We start from the raw sequence: 18,388 nt of genomic DNA on the forward strand, positions 1-18,388 counted from the left end.
TTTTATATGTAGTTAAAGTTTAAATATAGATCTAGTACATTAGATTGTTTATTATAACAGAAAAATAAAAATGATGTAGAATATTCTAAATAAGAATTTTTTTTAAAAAAAAATTTAATAGTTTTATTTAGCAATATAATATGTTTTTTGTAAGATATTTTAAAATAGAGATGTTAAAATCATATAAAATAATTCATTCTGATTACATAGGGCAAAGATTAGATAATTATCTTATTCGAATTTTGAAGGGAGTTCCAAAAAGTCATATTTATAAAATTATTAGAATAGGATTAGTACGTGTTAATAAGAAAAAAGTTAATGTTTCCTTGCGTCTTTCTTATAAAGATGAGATACAAGTGTCATCTGTATATTTTACAGAAAAAAAGAAGAATAATATATTTATTAATTATCAAATCAAATATAGTTTAAGTAAGAGTGTGATTTTTGAAAATGATCAATTATTAGTAATAAATAAACCGTCAAATTTAGCTGTTCATGGGGGTAGTGGATTATGTATAGGGGTTATTGAGGCTTTACGTGAGATTCGTAAAGACTTGTTTTATCTTAATTTAATTCATAGACTAGATAAAGAAACTTCCGGTTGTTTATTAATTTCCAAGAAACGTAGTGTTTCTAAGTATATTGGAAAATTGTTGGAAGATCGTAAAGTGAAAAAGGTTTATTTAGCTTTATTGTTAAATACTTGGAAACATCCAGATACAGTTAGTGTTAATGTGAGATTAAAAAAAGTTAGAACACGTTTTGGAAAAAAAATTATTATTTCTAAAAAATTAGGTAAATATTCGTTGACAATGTTTTATTTATTGGAGAATTATCAAAATGCTTGTCTAGTAAAAATCATTCCGAAAACTGGAAGAACTCATCAAATCAGAGTGCATAGTTCTTATTTAGGAAATCCTATAATTGGAGATAAAAAATATGGAAATATGTTTTTAGATACATTGAAAACAATAAATTTTTCTATTGATAGATTATATTTACATGCTGAATCAATATCTTTTACTATAGATAAAAAATTTTATAAGTTTCAGTCTTTATTGGATAAAAATTTTTTTAGGTTATTAAAGGAATTTCGTAGTAGTAATTTTTATTTTAATTCTTGATTAACATATATTAATAAATATTTTTAATGTTATTTTTATAATATTTTGATTAAAATTAATGTTTATTGACTTTATAAAAAATAAAGTAATAATGAGTATAATATTTTTATAAAAATTAAATATTTTAAATCTTAAGTAAAATTTTAAAAAAAAATGAATTTAATTTTAAATTATATAAAAAAAAATTGTTAAAATAATAAATAATATTTAAAATTAGAGAAATTAAATTTAGTTTAATTTAATAGTTTTGTTAAAATAAATTAGATGATGAATATATTTATAAATGTTCCTAATTTTTTAACTTTTGTACGTATAGTATTGATACCTATATTTATTTTAATTTTTTATTTACCATTTTTTTGGTCAAATAAATTAGCAGCTATTGTTTTTGCCTTTGCTAGTTTTACAGATTGTTTAGATGGGTATTTAGCTAGAAAATTAAGACAAATATCAGTATTTGGTGCATTTTTAGATCCAGTTGCAGATAAGTTATTAGTAGTTTGCAGTTTATTATTGTTAGTTGGATCTAAATGTATAAATAATATTATTGTTCCTGCATTTATTATTATTGGAAGAGAAATTATAATATCTGCTTTAAGAGAATGGATGGCTGGAATGGGTGATCGAACTAGTATTGCAGTTAAATATATTGGAAAAGTAAAGACCTTAATACAAATGATTGCACTTTTTTTATTAATTTTTTTTAATTCTTTCCATTCTTTTTATTTTTTTGTTGGATTAGTATTATTGTATGTTTCTGTGATTTTAACATTATGGTCTATGATTATATATATAAGTATAGTTCGAGCTCAATTAATATATTATAATAATTAAATTATAGAAAAAAATTTTAAAAAAAGTATAATTTTATATTTAAAAGAATTTTTTTTTAAATATTTCTAATGATTTGTTTTGTATTTAATGATATTTTTTATATAAATTTAATATTTAAATTTGAGTTTATTGACATAAGTTAATTTTAATATAAAATTTGAATTTTAATGAAATAAAATTTGCGGGAATAGCTCAGTTGGTAGAGTACAATCTTGCCAAGATTGTGGTCGCGAGTTCGAATCTCGTTTCCCGCTCTTGATTTATTATTTGATTTTATTTGAATCAAAATTCATATTGTTTATAAAAATATTTTATTGTTTTTATTTTTATATCGTAGAATAGTATAAATAGAAAAAATAATTAGTGGGGCTGTGTGGCAGAGTGGTTATGCAGCGGCCTGCAAAGCCGTATACGTCGGTTCAAATCCGACCTCAGCCTTTTTTTATAAGAGTATAGTTGATTTAAAAATTTATAGCCCAGATGGCGAAATAGGTAGACGCAAGGGACTTAAAATCCCTCGGAGAATCATAAGCTCCATGCTGGTTCGAATCCAGTTCTGGGTATAAATATATAGTTTTTAATAAAATTTTTTATTTTTATTATTAAAATTGTTGAAGGTTTATGTGTAAATATTTTATAGAGAAGAGATTATGTGTTGTTTGATTATTAATGTCCATTTAAGTTTTGATTTTAAATAAATGTTTTTAGATTTTATTTTAATTATAAAGATATTATGTTTTTTGTATTTGTTGATATTAATTAAAAATATTGTAAATTGCTTTTTTGATTGTAATTTTATTATTTAATAGTAAATTTATTTGTTTGCATATGGGTAAATTTACTTTATATTTTTTGGATATTTTATATATTTGTGCAGCATTATTAATTCCTTCTATAACATTTGAGATAAGAGATTTGGCTTTATTGATATTTTTATTTTTTCCTATATATGTTCCAAATTTGTAATTTCTTGATTGATTACTGGTACAAGTTAGAATCAGATCTCCTATTCCTGCTAATCCTATGAAAGTTTTTTTTTTGGCTCCCATTTTTATACCTAATTTTATCATTTCGGATAATCCTTTCGTAATTAAAATAGCTCGAGCATTTTTACCATATTTTAATTCGTCTATGATTCCACACATGATGGCTAATATATTTTTTATTGCTCCACATAGTTGTATTCCTATAATATCTTTACTATTATAGATATGTAAGTTATTATGATGTAATAATTTTTTTAGTATTTTTTGATATTGAACATTATTGCTTGCTATCATCATTGATGTTGGTAAGGAATTTGCAAATTCTTTTGCAAAAGAAGGTCCTGCTATTATTCCTATAGGAAATTGCTTACCCCATTTTGAGAATATAATTTCGCTAAATAGTTTGTTATTTATTGGATCAATTCCTTTAGTAACCCATGATATCCTTTTAGGAGGTTTTGTAAATTTATTTATTACGCTGGTAAATCCATTTGCTGGTATAGCTATTATTATTTCGTCGGATTTTTTTAAACATTTTTCAAAATTATTGGTTGGAATGATTAAGTTTGATAAATGGATTTCTGATAAATATTTCATGTTGCGCTGTTCTTTGTATATACTTTTTATGTGATTAGAATTTTGACTCCAAAGCATTACTTTATGTTGATTACGAGATAAATGAATGGCTATGGCAGTTCCAAATGTTCCAGCACCAAGTATAGTTATAGTTTTTTTTTTCATAAGGAAAATAAGTATAAATTTTAATTATAATTTTATTATTGATTTTTATTATTTTTAAGATTTTGTAAATATAAATTATCAAAATTGATAGGTGACAATATTAATTGTGGAAAGCTTCCTCTAGTTATTTGAGATGAATTGGCTTCTCTGGCATATGGAAATAAAATATTAGGACAATAGCTTTTTAACATATAGTTTAAATGTTGTTTATTTTTTATTTTTTTGTTTACAAGAAAAATTCCAGCTTGTTTTATTTCAGATATAAAAGCTATAATATTTTCATTTTTTACAGTAACTGTTAATACAAGTATAACTTCATATGTATTTTTTTCTAGTACTAAATAATGAGTATTTAAATCTATTTCTATTTTGGGCTCCCATTGTTGTTTAAATATTAATGGAGTATTTGGAGATTCAAAAGATGAATCTTTGATATAGATCCTTTGTATGATTAGTTGGATATCTTGATTATCGAATTGTTTATTGTTGTTTTTTAGTATTGACATAAAAATATAATTTTTTTTAAATTTTTAAATAAAATTTAGTATTTTTTTTATTGATGTTGTAAATATTTGATTTTAAAATCTTTATTGTTTTAAAATATTTTTATATTTAAATTGATTTAATATCATTAAGTATTTTTTATATGAATTAGCATTTAATTATTTATTTTATATTGTTTTTTATCAATGGAAGTTTATGATTTATCCAGTTTGATATTCCTCCAGATAAAATCATGATATTTGAAAATCCATTTTTTTTAAGTTGCATTCCTATTTTCATAGATGTTAATCCATTAGAACATGTTAAAATTAATGGGTTTTTTTTGTATTTTTCTAATTTTTTTTCTTCAAATTTTGTTTGGTTAAATTGTATTTTTATAGAATTAATGATATGTCCATCTTTAAATAATTTTTCATTTCTTAAATCAATAACTATAGCATTGTTATAGTTAATCCATTGAATTAATTCTTTTGGATTTATCGTTTGTGGTTGATTTTTTTTTATTTTAATTTCATTAATTAGGATAGATATTATTGTTATTGTTAACAACAATAATAATATTGGATGTTTGTTTATAAAAAAAAATGTTTGATTCATGAATTTTTGTTTTTTTAAAAATCATATATATTATCTATTGAATTTTTAATTTATTCAAGTCAAAAATAGATTTTATTTTAAATATATGTATAAATATGGATAAAATTAGTAAAATGATTAGTTTTATATTATTTATATTTTATGATGAATTTTAGATTTTTTTAGATATAAAATAGAAAATTTAATATAGTATTAAGTGATTAATATTTATTTTTTATAAGGATTTTTTCTAATCCTAAGTGTAATGATTTTAATTTAGATACTTTTTGACAAGATAAAATTATTCCTGGTAAGAAACTTTTTCTGTTTATATTATTTTGTGATATCGTAAGTGTTTCACCGATATTGCTAAAGATTATTTGTTGGCAGGATAATATTCCTGACATTCTTAATGAATGAATAGGTATTTTTTTAATGAAATTTATTTTTTTATTATGTTTATTAAATGTTTTGTGCTTAGAAGTAAGATTTTTTTTATTTCTTGTTAAAAAACTATTTTTTATAATTTCTGCAGTTTTTATTGCAGTGTAGGATGGAATATCTTTTTTATTTTTATGATGCATTTCTATAATTTCAATTTCTTTAAACCAATTTGTTATTTTTCGTGTTATGTATTGCATTACAATAGAACTGATAGAAAAATTTGGGACAATTAATCCTCCTAATTTTTTTTTTTTACAGATAGTTTTTAGTTTTTTTATTTGTGAATTAGTCAGACCACTGGTTCCAATGATAGGATGAACATTGTTATTTATAATAGTTAATGTATTTTTATACACAGAATTTGAGTTTGTAAAATCAATAACAATTTTTGTATTTGTTTTTTTTATTGCCCTTTCTAAGTTGTCGGTTTTTGTTAGTTTTGCAGATAAAATAAAGTTAGGGTTATTTTTTATAGCGGAACATATCATTTTTCCCATTTTCCCATTTGCTCCATTAACAATGATTTTTTTATGTTTTTTTATTATTATTGGTGATGGCATGTGTGTTCTAAATATTTATTTTTTAAATCAGTATCTTATTGAGTGTTTATTTTTAATTTTTTTTCTAAAATAGGTATTATTGGTAGTGTTCGTTTTGTGAAATAATAAATAAATGCTCCACCTCCAGTGGAGATATAATCAATTTTTTTTAGTAAATTATATTGATTAATTGCAGATATTGTATCTCCTCCTCCAATAATAGATAGCGCTGAACTATTAGCAACAGTTCTCGCTATTTTTTTTGTTCCATATGAAAATTGTGGAAATTCAAATGCACCTAATGGTCCATTCCATATAATAGTTTTTGCTTTGTGAATATAATTAATGTAACGATTAATTGTATTTGGTCCTATGTCCATAATAGTATCATTATTATTTATATTTGTAATATATTTATTGTATGCTAAATGTGTATTTGAAAATGGTTTATTTACTATAACATCTATTGGAAATGGAATTTTACATTTGTTTGTTTTAGAAAGTTCTATTATTTGTTTAGTTTCTTTAAGTAATTTTTTTTTATATGGAAATATTTTTGTTTGTATTATTTTAGTTTTAATAAATATGTTAATTAAACATCCTCCTAAAATTAAGTAATTGGTGCGTGTTAAAATTTTTTTTAACAACTCTAGTTTATTAGATATTTTGGCTCCTCCAATGATGGTAATTATTGGTTTTTTTAAGTTTTTAAAGGTATTTTGTAATGTGGTAAGTTCTTTTATAAATAAAGGTCCGGCTATAGCTATGCGAGCATATTTTGCTATTCCATATGTTGATGCATGTATTCTATGGGAAACTCCAAATGCGTCCATAATAAATATTTCTCCTAAATTAGATAATTTTTTTGCTAAATATTTATTATTTGATTTTTCTCCAATGTTAAATCGTACATTTTCACAAATAATTAGTTCTTTTGGTTTTGTACAGATTTTTTTATTTAGGTAATTACTAACAAATGATATTGGATAATTTAATTTTTTTTTAAAATATTTAACGATAGGTTTTAAAGAAAAATTTTTATCAAATTTACCTTCTTTTGGTCTTCCTAAGTGAGATAAAACAATAATGGAAGCTCCTTTTTTTAAAATACTTTTTAAAGTAGGTATAGCGGCTTTTAATCGTTCATCATTAATAATTATATTATTTTTGATTGGCACATTAAAATCTTCTCTAATAACTACTTGTTTTTGAAAAAAATTTATATCATTAATTTTAATTATTTTTTTTATCATAAAATTTAATTTTTAATTAATTTAAATAAATAATTTCCAGTATCGATCATTCGATTGGAAAATCCCCATTCATTATCATACCATGCAATAATTTTTATTAGATTTTTTATTACTTTTGTTTGAGTTGTATCAAAAATTGCTGATGCTGAACTGTGATTGTAATCACAAGATACTAAAGGTTCTTGTGTTATATGTAGAATGTTGCTTTTCGATTTATACATAATATCATGTATTTCGTTAATACATGTATTTTTTTTTGAAATAAAAGTTAAGTCAATTGCTGAAACATTTAATGTTGGAACTCTCATGGATAGTCCATTTAATTTTCCAGATAATTCTGGCAAGATTAAATCTATTGTTTTTATAGCGCTTGTTTTGGTTGGGATAATTGATTGAGTTGCTGATCTTGCTCGACATAAATCTTTATGTATATTATCAACTAAACATTGATCTTGTGTATAAGAATGTATTGTATTTACTAGTCCCTTTTGAATTCCTATAAATTTATGTAATGGTTTTATTACAATAGCTAAACAATTTGTTGTACATGAAGCATTAGATATGATATTATTTGTCGATTTTATTTTTTTATGATTAACTCCATAAACTATAGTGGCATCAGCTGCATTACTTGGTGCAGAAATAATAACTTTTTTAGCACCAGCTAATAAATGTTGTTTTACTTGTTTTTTGGTTGTAAATAGTCCAGTACATTCAAAGACTAAATCTATGTTTAATAATTTCCAAGGAAGATTGATAGGATTTTTCTCAGAAAAAAATATAATAGTATGATTCTTAATAAATAAATATTTATGATTAAAATTTATTGGGTATTTAAATTTTCCATGAGTGGAATCATATTTTGTTAAGTGTGCAATTGTTTTAATATCTGTCAAGTCATTAATAGCGATGATATTAAATTTATGTTCTTTTTTATTTTCAAAAATAGTTCTTAAAATACATCTTCCAATTCGTCCATATCCATTTATGGCGATTCGAATCATTTTTAATTCTCCAATATTTCTTTTGCTTTATTTATAATGTTTTTTATAGTAATTTTAAAATATGTAAAAATTTGTTTCTCAGGGGCAGATATTCCAAATTCGTTTATTCCGATTATTAATCCGTCTAATCCAACAAATTTATGCCAATAAAATGTACTGGAAGCTTCAATAGCTATTCTTTTTTTTATAAATTTTGGTAATACATATTCTTTATATGTACTTTTTTGTGATAAAAAACGCTCACAACAAGGCATAGAGATTACTCTTATATTATATCCTAATTTTTGTAGGCATTTTTTTGCAGAAATAGCTAGTTGTAATTCTGATCCAGTAGATATTAAAATTATATTTAATTTTTTGTATGTATCGTCTATAATATATCCTCCTTTTTTTATGTTATTTATGTTTATATTGGTATGTTTTAGTTCTGGTAATTTTTGTTTTGATAGAATTAAACAAGATGGACCTGAATTATGTTCTATAATTTCGATCCAGGCAATGATAGTTTCTATTGAGTTAGATGGTCTCCATATTTCTATATTTGGTATGTTACGTAACATAGAAATTTGTTCAATAGGTTGATGTGTTGGTCCGTCTTCTCCAATTCCAATTGAATCATGAGTGAATATATAAATAACATGTTGTTTCATTAATGCACTCATACGTATTGCGCTTTTTGCATAATCTGAAAATACTAGAAATGTTCCTCCATATGGAATATGTCCCCCATACAATGATAATCCATTCATAATAGATGCCATAGCAAATTCTCTTACACCATAATGTATGTAATTTCCTGGAAAATTATTATTATTTATTGCGTTTTTGTTCTGAAATCCAGTTTTATTAGATTCAGTTAGATCTGAGGATCCTCCAAATATTTCTGGAAGTATTTTTGTAAAATTTTGAATACATTTTTGGGATATATTTCTTGTAGATTGATATTTATGTTTATTGTTAGATGTATATTTTTTTATTAAAGATTCTTTAAAACATTTCCATTGTTTTGGTAATGTTTTATTTATGCGACGTAAAAATTCGTGATAATCATTTTTATATTTTTTTTTATATTTATTACATATATTTATCCAGGATTTTTCTTCTTTTTCTCCATTTTTTATATGATTCCATTGTTTATATATATGTTTTGGTATAAAAAATGGTGGGTATGTCCAGTTAAGTATTTTTCTTGTTTGTTTTATATAATGTTTTCCAAGTGGATTACTATGACATTTTTTATTTCCTGCAATAGGGGATCCAAATCCTATAATTGTTTTACAGATAATAATACTAGGTTTTTTTGTTTCTGATCTTGCTTTTTGAATAGCTGTTATAATTTCTTTTGTGTTATGTCCATTTATTGGTCCTATAACTTTCCAATTGTAAGATTGAAATCTTTTTTTTGTATCATCTTTAAACCAGTTTTTTACTTTTCCGTCAATGGAAATATTGTTGTTATCATAAAATAGAATTAATTTATTTAATCCTAAAGTTCCTGCTAATGAACAAGATTCATGAGAAATACCTTCCATTAAACATCCATCTCCGGCAAAGACATAAGTATAGTGATCGATTAAGTTTAGATTTTGTTTATTAAATGTTTTAGATAAGTTTTTTTCTCCAATAGCAATTCCAATTGCCATAGCTATTCCTTGCCCTAATGGTCCAGTTGTTGCTTCAATTCCTGGTGTTTTTAAGTATTCTGGATGCCCAGGTGTTTTTGAATGTAATTGTCGGAAATTTTTTAAATCTTTTATAGATAAATTATATCCAGTTATGTGTAATAAAGAATATAATAATGCTGAACAATGTCCGTTCGATAAAATAAATCTATCTCTATTGAACCACAATGGATTTTTAGGATTGTGTTTTAGGAATTTTTTCCATAAAACTGTGGCAATGTCTGCCATTCCTAATGGAGTTCCTGGATGTCCAGATTTTGCTTTTTCTATGGAATCTATACTCAAAAATCTTATAGCATTAGCTAGATTTTTAAAATGTTTCATTATACACAATGTTTGTTTTAAGAAAGAAGATTGTTTTTAAAATAAAAGTGTTATTAATTTAGATTATTTATTAAAATTCTTGATTGTTTCAAAATTATTATTTCGAGTCAATATGATCTATTTATAAAAAATTTTGTAAAAATTGTAATTTTACTTTATTAAGTTTGATTGTACAATTTAAAATTAAGATATTCAAGTGATTTTGTACTATATAGTTTTTTAATTACTTATCTCAAATTTATAAATTTGATAGAATTATTGGATTAAACTTAAATATTTATTTAATAGTAGATTGATTTTTAGAAAGATAGTTTATTTTAAAATAAAGTTATTATGTATATTTTAATAATCTGTATGAATTATATTTTAGTAAATTAATTTTTAAATAATTGTTTATTTTGGTCATTTATTTTTAAGTATAATAAAGTTATATGTGTTGTATATATTTAGGAATATATGTTATGATGTCTTCATATATTAAATATGTTAATTATTTTTTGTAAATATTTTAAAATAAAAGTTTATTAATTTTTATTAGTAAAATCTTTTTTAGAGATGATTATTTAAGATTATTAAATATTTTTATTAAAATATTAGAGATTTATAATAAATATTATATCTTTATATGAATAATTTTAGCTTTTATATTAAAAAAAATAGGGGGGATGATTGGATTAGACGTAATCTAGAATAATCTTTATGGTGCATGTCGAGAAAGAATACTCGTAAAACATTCTTATAAAAAGTGCAAAAAATGATATGACATATACAAGTATGTCCATTGCTGCATAAGTAAAATTTGCTTATCAGTTTTTTGTATATGCAATTTAGTATATCCCTATATGTACAGTGTAATTATTTTAATTTAATTATATAATTTACATATAGTTAATGTAAAAGATCATTTTGATTTTTGCTTGTTTATGCTAAGTGATATTATAAAAATATAAATAAGCTAGTTTTTTTACATTTTATTGTTCGATAGTAAAAAAATTAAATAAATGAACAAATCTTATAAGAATTTTGCTTATTAAATAACTTATAATTTTGTTAAAATAAAATAAGATAAACATGTAGAGCTAAGGATAAAAAGATTTCGGACGCGGGTTCGAATCCCGCCATCTCCATAGTTTCAGTCATATATGACATAATTTATATGTAAGTAAATATATTTTATTTATTTAAAGTGGTAAATATGTAAATTTGAATTTTATTATCGTATGTTAATTGATAATTGTTGTATGTTAGAGAAGATTTTGATAATCTGTATTTTTTTAGTCATATAGAGAGTATATTATTCTTTATGTTTTTATTTATTGTTATTTTATGATAATATGATTCGTTCAGCCTATTTTTTTTAGATAAGTATATTTTTATTTTTACCAGTGTTATAAAAAAGGAGATAATTTGTTCTTATGACATTTATTCATAAAGCATTTGCTTCATATCAATCTGGTTCATTAACATCATCTCGTGATGGTATTGTATCATTGATAATGATTGTTGGTATATTTGTTTTATTTTATTTAGTTATTATTAGACCTCAATATAAGCGTGCAAAAGAACATAGGGATATGATTAGTAAATTAAAAAAAGGCGATGAAGTTATTATTTCAAATGGAATTTTAGGGAAAATAGTTCAATTGACGAGTGTTGATTATATAAAAGTTATGATTTCTGAGAATGTAGAAATTTATTTACAAAAACAATCGGTTAGTATGCTTTTACCTAAAGGTACTTTAAGATCATTTTTATCTGATAAGAATCAATAGAATATTTTTAGATTTTTTTATTTTGAAAAAATTTATTATAATAAAGGTAAATATGATAATATAAAATTTTATTTTACAAAAAACATAATGGGGATAGATTTTATATATTGATGATTATCTTTATAGATATGTTGAAGTTTTATTTATTTGTATTTGATAAAATAAAGTTAATAATTTGTTTTTTAATTGAATTAAAATTTTATGGTACAATATATATTATGCGTTTATATGTTTAATTAGTGAGTTGAATAAACAAAAATAAATAAGGGAAACTTTTATGAAAAGATTTTTTACTGTTTTTACTTGGTTTTTTTCTATATTTGTATTTCCATTCGTTAATATGCAATTTATTCATAGTAGTTTTGCAGAGGTTGCAGATGTTAAAAGAAAAGATATAGAATTGATAGTAAAAAATTATTTATTATCTCATCCTGAGATACTTTTAGAAGTGTCTCAAATACTTCAACAAAAACAACAAGAAGTTTTTCAAAAAAAGATTCAAGACTCTATAAAGAGATATTCTAATCAGTTATTTGTAGATGATTTAAGTACTGTTGGAAATCATAATGGTACTGTAACATTAGTTGAATTTTTTGATTATCAATGTGTTCATTGTAAGAAGATGAATAGAATAATAAATTCATTAATTAGTAAAAATCATAATTTAAAAGTGGTTTATAAAGAATTTCCTATATTTGGCAAAATTTCTAATTTTGCTTCTAGAATTTCATTGGCTTCGTCCTTTCAAGGAAGATATAAAAATATTCATGATATATTAATGGATTTTCATGGAAAATTAAATGGTAGAATGATTGTAAATATTGCTAGATTATCTGGAGTAGATTTATTTCAGTTAAGGAAAGATATAAGAAACAATTCTATATCTAAAGATTTAGATATTAATAGGAATTTGGCTGATAAATTACATTTAATGGGAACTCCAGCTTTTATTATTGCATCAACAACTTCATCTGGAAAATTGAAGTATGATTCAAAACATATTCCTGTATTTATTCCTGGATTTGTTAGTGAGAATATTTTACAGAAATTAATTGAAAAATTTTCTTTAATATAATTTTTTTATATAAAAAGGTATTTTTTGTTATTATTTTTGTATATTTATGAGTAGTAAAGTTACTTTCCAGGATATTTTTATAAAATTACAGGAATTTTGGGTAAATAGTGGTTGTTTACTTTTACAACCATTAGATATGGAAGTTGGTGCAGGTACATTTCATCCTGCTTCATTTTTTCGTACTATTGGACCAGAACCTTGGTTTGTATCTTATTTTCAACCATCTAGAAGACCTTTAGATGGTAGGTATGGAAATAGTTTTAATCGACTTCAATATTATTGTCAATTTCAAGTTATTATAAAACCATCTCCGGATAATGTACAGGAAATGTATTTTGACTCGCTTAAATATTTAAATATTGATTTGTCTATTAATGACATTCAATTTATAGAAGATAACTGGGAATCTCCTACATTGGGAGCTTGTGGAGTTGGCTGGGAAGTTCGGCAAAATGGATTGGAGATTTCGCAATTTACATATTTTCAACAAATGGGTGGATTGGTGTGTGATCCTATATCTGTTGAGCTAACATATGGATTAGAGCGTATTTCTATGTTAATATTGGATGTAGATAATGTTTTTGATATACCTTGGACAAAAACAAAGCAAGGAGAAGTAATTAATTATAGAGAAATTTATTATCAAAATGAAGTTGAAATGTCTCTATATAATTTTAAATTAGTTGATATTGATAATTTATTGAAAAATTTTGAGTTTTGTCAAAATGAAGCTGATAGATTAATTTCTATAGGATTAATTATTCCTGCATATGAGATGGTAATAAAAGCTTCTCATTTTTTTAATTTATTAGAGGCTAGAAGAATATTTTCCATTAATGAGAGACAAGATTATATTTTTAAAATTAGAAAATTATCGACTTTAATAGCAGGGATTTATTTTGTTCAGCGTAAAAATTTAGGTTTTCCTTTAAAGAAATAAGGAAATTTTATGGGAGTTGATTTTTTATTTGAATTAGGGTATGAAGAATTACCATCAAAAGATTTATTGGTTTTTTCTGGAATATTTTTTAAAAAAATTTTAGATGGTATAAAATCTTATAACATTTTATATGAATGTAAAGAAATATTTTTATCTTCGAGAAGATTAGCTATATATATAAAAAATATTCAAGAGAAAAAAAAAGCAATTAGTGGTAATTTTTTACGATACGGTCCATTATATGGCTTGTCCTATGACAAGTTAGGACAACCAACCAGTATTTTATTAAACTTTATTAAAAATAATAATTTGTCATTACAAGATATTACTGTTGCTTATTATAATAATAAAAAATACGTAGCATACTATACTACGTTAGACAAAAAAAAACTTAGAGATTTGTTATCCGAATTGATATTAAAATCTTTTTCTTCTTTATCTTCTGTTAAGTTTATGCGTTGGAATTTAAGTAATTTTGTATTTATTAGACCTGTACGTTGGTTAGTATTTTTATTGGGAAAAGATGTTGTTGATTTTATGATTTATGGATTGAAGTCTGAACGTTTTACTTATGGTAATAAATTTTTTATGAAATCAAAAATTTATATTGACCATCCAAGTTTTTACAAAAAATTATTAAATAAATTTTATGTTATTCCAAATTTTTTTACAAGGAAACAATATATTTTAGATGAAATAAAAAAGATAGAAAGAAATTATAATGTTCATGTTATTTTTTCAGAAAATTTAATTAATGAAGTGACTTCTACAGTTGAATGGCCAAGAGTTTTATTGGGGAAATTTTCTAAAAAGTTTTTAATTTTACCAAAAGAAGTAATAATAGAGATTTTAGAAGTAAATCAAAGATGTTTTGCGTTACAAGATTCACAATTTTATTTAAGTCCATATTTTATTATTGTTACCAATATTGTGGGTAATAATTTTGATAAAGTTATTAGAGATAATGAAAAATCTGTCCATTTTAAACTTAATGATGCTGATTTTTTTTTTAATGAAGATAAAAAATATTCATTGATTAGTAGATATAGAAATTTAAATAATATAATCTTTCAAAAAGATTTAGGTACGTTGAAAGAAAAAATTTATCGTATAAGGTATATTATAGAAACTGCGTTGGCAAATCCATTAAGTTTAAATATTAATGATGTTATGAGGGCTATTAAATTATCTAAATGTGATTTATTAACTGAAATGGTACATGAATTTCCTAAATTACAAGGTTTTGTGGGATACCATTATGCCATTTGTAATCGGGAAAGGATGTCTGTAGCTACAGCATTAAAAGAACAGTATTTTCCTCGTTTTTTTAATGATACGTTACCTATATCAAGGATAGGAATAGCTTTATCACTGGCTGATTGTTTAGATACATTTGTAGGTATGTTTTTAAAGTATGGCGAACCTACAAAATCTAAAGATCCTTTCAAATTAAGAAGGTATGCTTTATCTTTGGTTCGATTGCTTTTAAATATTTCTTATCCATTTAATTTGTCTTTTCTTATTAATTTAGTATATAACACTTATATTCGTTGTAATTTTGTTAATTTTGATAATATTTATACTGTTAATAAAATGAATAATTTTATTCTTGATCGTTTTAAATATTATTGTTATAAGAATGGTGTTAATAAATCTTTATTAGAATCTATACTTATTTTTAATAAAGATTGTTTTTATGAGATTAATAATAAAATTGAAATATTGAAGCAATTTTTTCTTTTTAAGAAAGAATGTGGTTTTTTAATATCGGTTTGTAAACGTATTAATAATTTTTTGCTTAAAATACCAAAAATTAAATTTAATAATTTTGTAATTGATGAATTGTTTTTTAATAGTAATTTTGAATTTAGTTTATTTAAGTTTTTGATTGTTTTTGAAAAAAAAATAAAAAGTCTTATTTACAATAAAGAATGTGAATTACTTTTAAAGTATTTAGTAAAATTAGGAAAACTTTTGAATGATCTTTTAAATCATGTAAAGATCATGGATAATAATAATTTAATTTATTTTAATAGATTATCTTTAATTAAGAGATCACAAAAATTATTTTTTGAAGTTTCTAATTTTTCATTATTAGAATTGGATTAAGTACAATAAATATATTTAATATTTTATTATTATAATTTAGTTAATTTATATTTAAAAATAAAGAAATTTTCTAGTTTTTTATATTTTTTTATAAAAAAATTATCATAAAATATATTTTATAATGTAGTTGGTTTTTTTTAAAAAAATAGTAGTGTTTTTTTATTAATTAATTTTATTAATTTTATTTGATAAGAATTTATGTTAAATAGATTATGAAATTTATAATTAAATCGTTAATTATTGATGCTTTTAAAAAAATGAATTATTCAAGTATTATTTTTGATAAAGTTATTAATAATTTTAAAGTAGATTATACTAAAAATAAGAAATTTGGTGATTTTTTTACAAATATATCTTTAGTTATTGCAAAAGTTACAAAAAAAAATCCTATGTGTATTGCTAAACATATGGTTGTTTTATTTTCAAAACATATAATTATTAAAGCTATTGAAATAGCTTATCCAGGTTTTATTAATTTTTTTATATCTTATGATGAGAAATTTAACGTAATTAAAAAAATTTTAGAACAATCAGAAAATTATGGAAAATTTTCGTTAGGTAGTGGAAAAAAAGTACTTATTGAATTTGTTTCAGCTAACCCTACAGGACCATTACATGTTGGTCATGGTAGGATAGCAGTTGTTGGTTCTATATTGTCTAAATTATTTGAGTTGTTAGGTTATCGCGTAATTAAAGAATATTATATAAATGATTTTGGAAAACAAATAGATATTTTATTGTTAAGTATTTGGTTAATATATTTAAATTTAATTGGAGAACATGTTATTTTTCCAACTGGTGTTTATCGTAATGAATATGTAAAAAACATTGCTAATTGTATGTATAAAGAATATGGATCAAAATTTAAATATTCCTGGAATAAAATTAAGAATAAGTGGTTATCTAAAAAAATAGTAGAAAATGAAAAAGAAGTTTATATTGATTTTTTAATTGGAATAACTAAATCAGTTTTAGGGAGTTTTTATTATAAAATCATTTATAAAAATTCTTTATTTTTTATAATATGTAATATTAAAAAAGATTTGTCAGATTTTAAAATTTATTATGATAATTGGATATCTGAATGTGAATTATTAAATTCTGGAGTTGTTCAAAATATTATAGAGAAATTAAAAAAAAATGATTGTACTTATATTAGTAATGGTGCTTTATGGTTTAAATCAACTAAATTTGGAGATGAAAAAGATAGAGTTTTAATTAAATCTAATGGTTCTATTACATATTTTGCGTCAGATATTGCATATCATATTGATAAATATAGTAGGGGATTTGATAAAATTATAAATGTTTTTGGTTGTGATCATCATGGTTATGTTGAGAGAATAAAGTCTGCTATAAAATCTTTTAATTATAACATAGATATTTTAAATATATTATTAATTCAATTTGTAGTCCTTTATAAGAATGGAAAAAATGTTAAATTATCAAAAAGAAATAATTATTCTATTAGTTTACATGATTTATATGAAGAATTAGGAAATGATGTTACTCGTTTTTTTTATATAATGAGAAAATCTGATCAATATATAGAATTTGATCTGAATTTAGCAAAATTAAGATCTAATGAAAATCCTGTTTATTACATTCAATATGCATATGCTCGTATTTGTTCTGTAATTCGGCAAGTTAGTAAACGTAAATTATATTTTGATCAAGATGTAGGTTTATTACATTTATCTTTGCTTAATAAAACTCAGGAATTGGAGATTATATCTCTTCTTAATAAATATTTAGATATTATCATTGGTGTATCAAAATCTTATGATCCACATAGAATTTCTTGTTATCTTTTAGATTTATCTTCTAAACTTCATAGTTATTATAATTCTGTCTCTTTATTATGTAACGAATATTTATTAAGAAATGCTAGACTATGTTTAATCAAGTCAGTGGGGCAAATTTTAAAAAATGGTTTAGATTTGTTGGGTATTTCTTCTCCAGAACGTATGTAAAATATTGTTTTGTGAATTTAATCATTTTCTTTAGAAAAAAAATATTATTTAGATTTATTCAACATTTTAACGTTATACATACATTTTTTGCGTTTGTTATTGTTTGTGGTTTGCATACAGTAATTTTTACTGAATTTAGTTTAAATTTGTTTTTTATTATTTTTGCTGTAGAGTATGCAACAGTTTCAATCAATTTAAAAGAATTATTTTTTAGATGAGAATTAATTGTATTTATGATTTCGGTGTAATCAATAACATTATCTATTTGGTCATCATGTTGGTTATATTTAGTCTTAATATCAATATCTAATTTTAGATTTTGATTTATTTTTTGTTCCCATTCGTATATGCCAATTCTGGTTTCTACGGATAGTTTTTTTATTTTTAGAATATACATATTTTATATGTGTTAATATGTAGTTATAAATTAATTTAATTATGTGTATTAATAATACATGAATTTTATATTTTTAGAAAGTAATTAGACTTGATTTTTTTTTAAAAGCCC

The 18,388-nt window shown here is 22.5% G+C and carries 15 protein-coding genes, 3 tRNA genes and 1 other RNA gene; 11 read left to right on the forward strand and 8 right to left on the reverse strand.

The window, feature by feature from the left end; genetic code table 11:
- The first annotated feature begins 140 nt into the window (after nt 1-140).
- From RQL38_RS02365 to RQL38_RS02385, 5 genes are all read left to right on the forward strand, one after another.
- Complete coding sequence (locus tag RQL38_RS02365) at nt 141-1,124, forward strand: RluA family pseudouridine synthase (protein WP_338521491.1); 984 nt, start codon at nt 141-143, stop codon at nt 1,122-1,124.
- A 267-nt stretch (nt 1,125-1,391) separates the two neighbouring features.
- Nucleotides 1,392-1,958, forward strand: a complete 567-nt coding sequence (gene pgsA, locus RQL38_RS02370) for a CDP-diacylglycerol--glycerol-3-phosphate 3-phosphatidyltransferase (protein WP_338521492.1) — start codon at nt 1,392-1,394, stop codon at nt 1,956-1,958.
- 181 nt (nt 1,959-2,139) lie between these two features.
- Nucleotides 2,140-2,212 (forward strand) — tRNA-Gly (locus tag RQL38_RS02375).
- 113 nt (nt 2,213-2,325) lie between these two features.
- Nucleotides 2,326-2,396: transfer RNA gene (locus RQL38_RS02380), tRNA-Cys, on the forward strand.
- 36 nt (nt 2,397-2,432) lie between these two features.
- Nucleotides 2,433-2,521 (forward strand) — tRNA-Leu (locus RQL38_RS02385).
- A gap of 192 nt (nt 2,522-2,713) precedes the next feature.
- Here RQL38_RS02385 and RQL38_RS02390 read toward each other — a convergent pair.
- From RQL38_RS02390 to tkt, 7 genes are all read right to left on the reverse strand, one after another.
- Nucleotides 2,714-3,685, reverse strand: a complete 972-nt coding sequence (locus tag RQL38_RS02390) for an NAD(P)H-dependent glycerol-3-phosphate dehydrogenase (RefSeq protein ID WP_338521494.1) — start codon at nt 3,683-3,685, stop codon at nt 2,714-2,716.
- A 35-nt stretch (nt 3,686-3,720) separates the two neighbouring features.
- Nucleotides 3,721-4,191 (reverse strand): protein-export chaperone SecB, encoded by a 471-nt coding sequence (gene secB / locus RQL38_RS02395; protein WP_338521496.1) that lies wholly within the window; start codon nt 4,189-4,191, stop codon nt 3,721-3,723.
- Between the two features lie 160 nt (nt 4,192-4,351).
- Nucleotides 4,352-4,786, reverse strand: a complete 435-nt coding sequence (locus tag RQL38_RS02400; protein WP_338521498.1) for a rhodanese-like domain-containing protein — start codon at nt 4,784-4,786, stop codon at nt 4,352-4,354.
- A gap of 200 nt (nt 4,787-4,986) precedes the next feature.
- Nucleotides 4,987-5,769 carry a 4-hydroxy-tetrahydrodipicolinate reductase gene (gene dapB / locus RQL38_RS02405; protein WP_338521500.1) on the reverse strand — a complete coding sequence of 261 codons (783 nt, stop codon included), beginning with the start codon at nt 5,767-5,769 and terminating at the stop codon, nt 4,987-4,989.
- A 35-nt stretch (nt 5,770-5,804) separates the two neighbouring features.
- Nucleotides 5,805-7,001: a phosphoglycerate kinase gene (locus tag RQL38_RS02410; RefSeq protein WP_338521502.1), complete on the reverse strand. Its 1,197-nt coding sequence runs from the start codon at nt 6,999-7,001 to the stop codon at nt 5,805-5,807.
- 5 nt (nt 7,002-7,006) lie between these two features.
- Nucleotides 7,007-8,005, reverse strand: coding sequence for a type I glyceraldehyde-3-phosphate dehydrogenase (gap, locus tag RQL38_RS02415; protein ID WP_338521504.1), 999 nt, complete (start codon nt 8,003-8,005; stop codon nt 7,007-7,009).
- A gap of 2 nt (nt 8,006-8,007) precedes the next feature.
- Nucleotides 8,008-10,011, reverse strand: coding sequence for a transketolase (gene tkt / locus RQL38_RS02420; RefSeq protein WP_338521506.1), 2,004 nt, complete (start codon nt 10,009-10,011; stop codon nt 8,008-8,010).
- A gap of 661 nt (nt 10,012-10,672) precedes the next feature.
- On the opposite strand from tkt, the gene ssrA reads away from it, so the two are divergent.
- The 6 genes from ssrA (at nt 10,673) to argS (ending at nt 17,880) form a co-directional block, all read left to right on the forward strand.
- Nucleotides 10,673-11,141: a transfer-messenger RNA gene (gene ssrA, locus RQL38_RS02425) on the forward strand.
- Between the two features lie 285 nt (nt 11,142-11,426).
- Nucleotides 11,427-11,783: a preprotein translocase subunit YajC gene (gene yajC / locus RQL38_RS02430; RefSeq protein WP_338521508.1), complete on the forward strand. Its 357-nt coding sequence runs from the start codon at nt 11,427-11,429 to the stop codon at nt 11,781-11,783.
- A gap of 277 nt (nt 11,784-12,060) precedes the next feature.
- Nucleotides 12,061-12,858, forward strand: a complete 798-nt coding sequence (locus tag RQL38_RS02435; RefSeq protein ID WP_338521509.1) for a DsbA family protein — start codon at nt 12,061-12,063, stop codon at nt 12,856-12,858.
- Between the two features lie 46 nt (nt 12,859-12,904).
- Nucleotides 12,905-13,798 (forward strand): glycine--tRNA ligase subunit alpha, encoded by an 894-nt coding sequence (gene glyQ, locus RQL38_RS02440; RefSeq protein ID WP_338521510.1) that lies wholly within the window; start codon nt 12,905-12,907, stop codon nt 13,796-13,798.
- A 9-nt stretch (nt 13,799-13,807) separates the two neighbouring features.
- Nucleotides 13,808-15,907, forward strand: a complete 2,100-nt coding sequence (gene glyS, locus RQL38_RS02445) for a glycine--tRNA ligase subunit beta (RefSeq protein WP_338521512.1) — start codon at nt 13,808-13,810, stop codon at nt 15,905-15,907.
- 212 nt (nt 15,908-16,119) lie between these two features.
- Nucleotides 16,120-17,880: an arginine--tRNA ligase gene (argS, locus tag RQL38_RS02450; protein WP_338521514.1), complete on the forward strand. Its 1,761-nt coding sequence runs from the start codon at nt 16,120-16,122 to the stop codon at nt 17,878-17,880.
- A 58-nt stretch (nt 17,881-17,938) separates the two neighbouring features.
- Here argS and folB read toward each other — a convergent pair whose 3' ends face one another.
- Entirely contained in the window at nt 17,939-18,277 is a 339-nt protein-coding gene (gene folB / locus RQL38_RS02455) for a dihydroneopterin aldolase (RefSeq protein WP_338521516.1), read from the reverse strand.
- Nucleotides 18,278-18,388: the final 111 nt, after the last annotated feature.

Origin of the sequence: Candidatus Legionella polyplacis (assembly GCF_037013735.1) — a bacterium.
Lineage (GTDB): Bacteria > Pseudomonadota > Gammaproteobacteria > Legionellales > Legionellaceae > Legionella_E > Legionella_E polyplacis_A.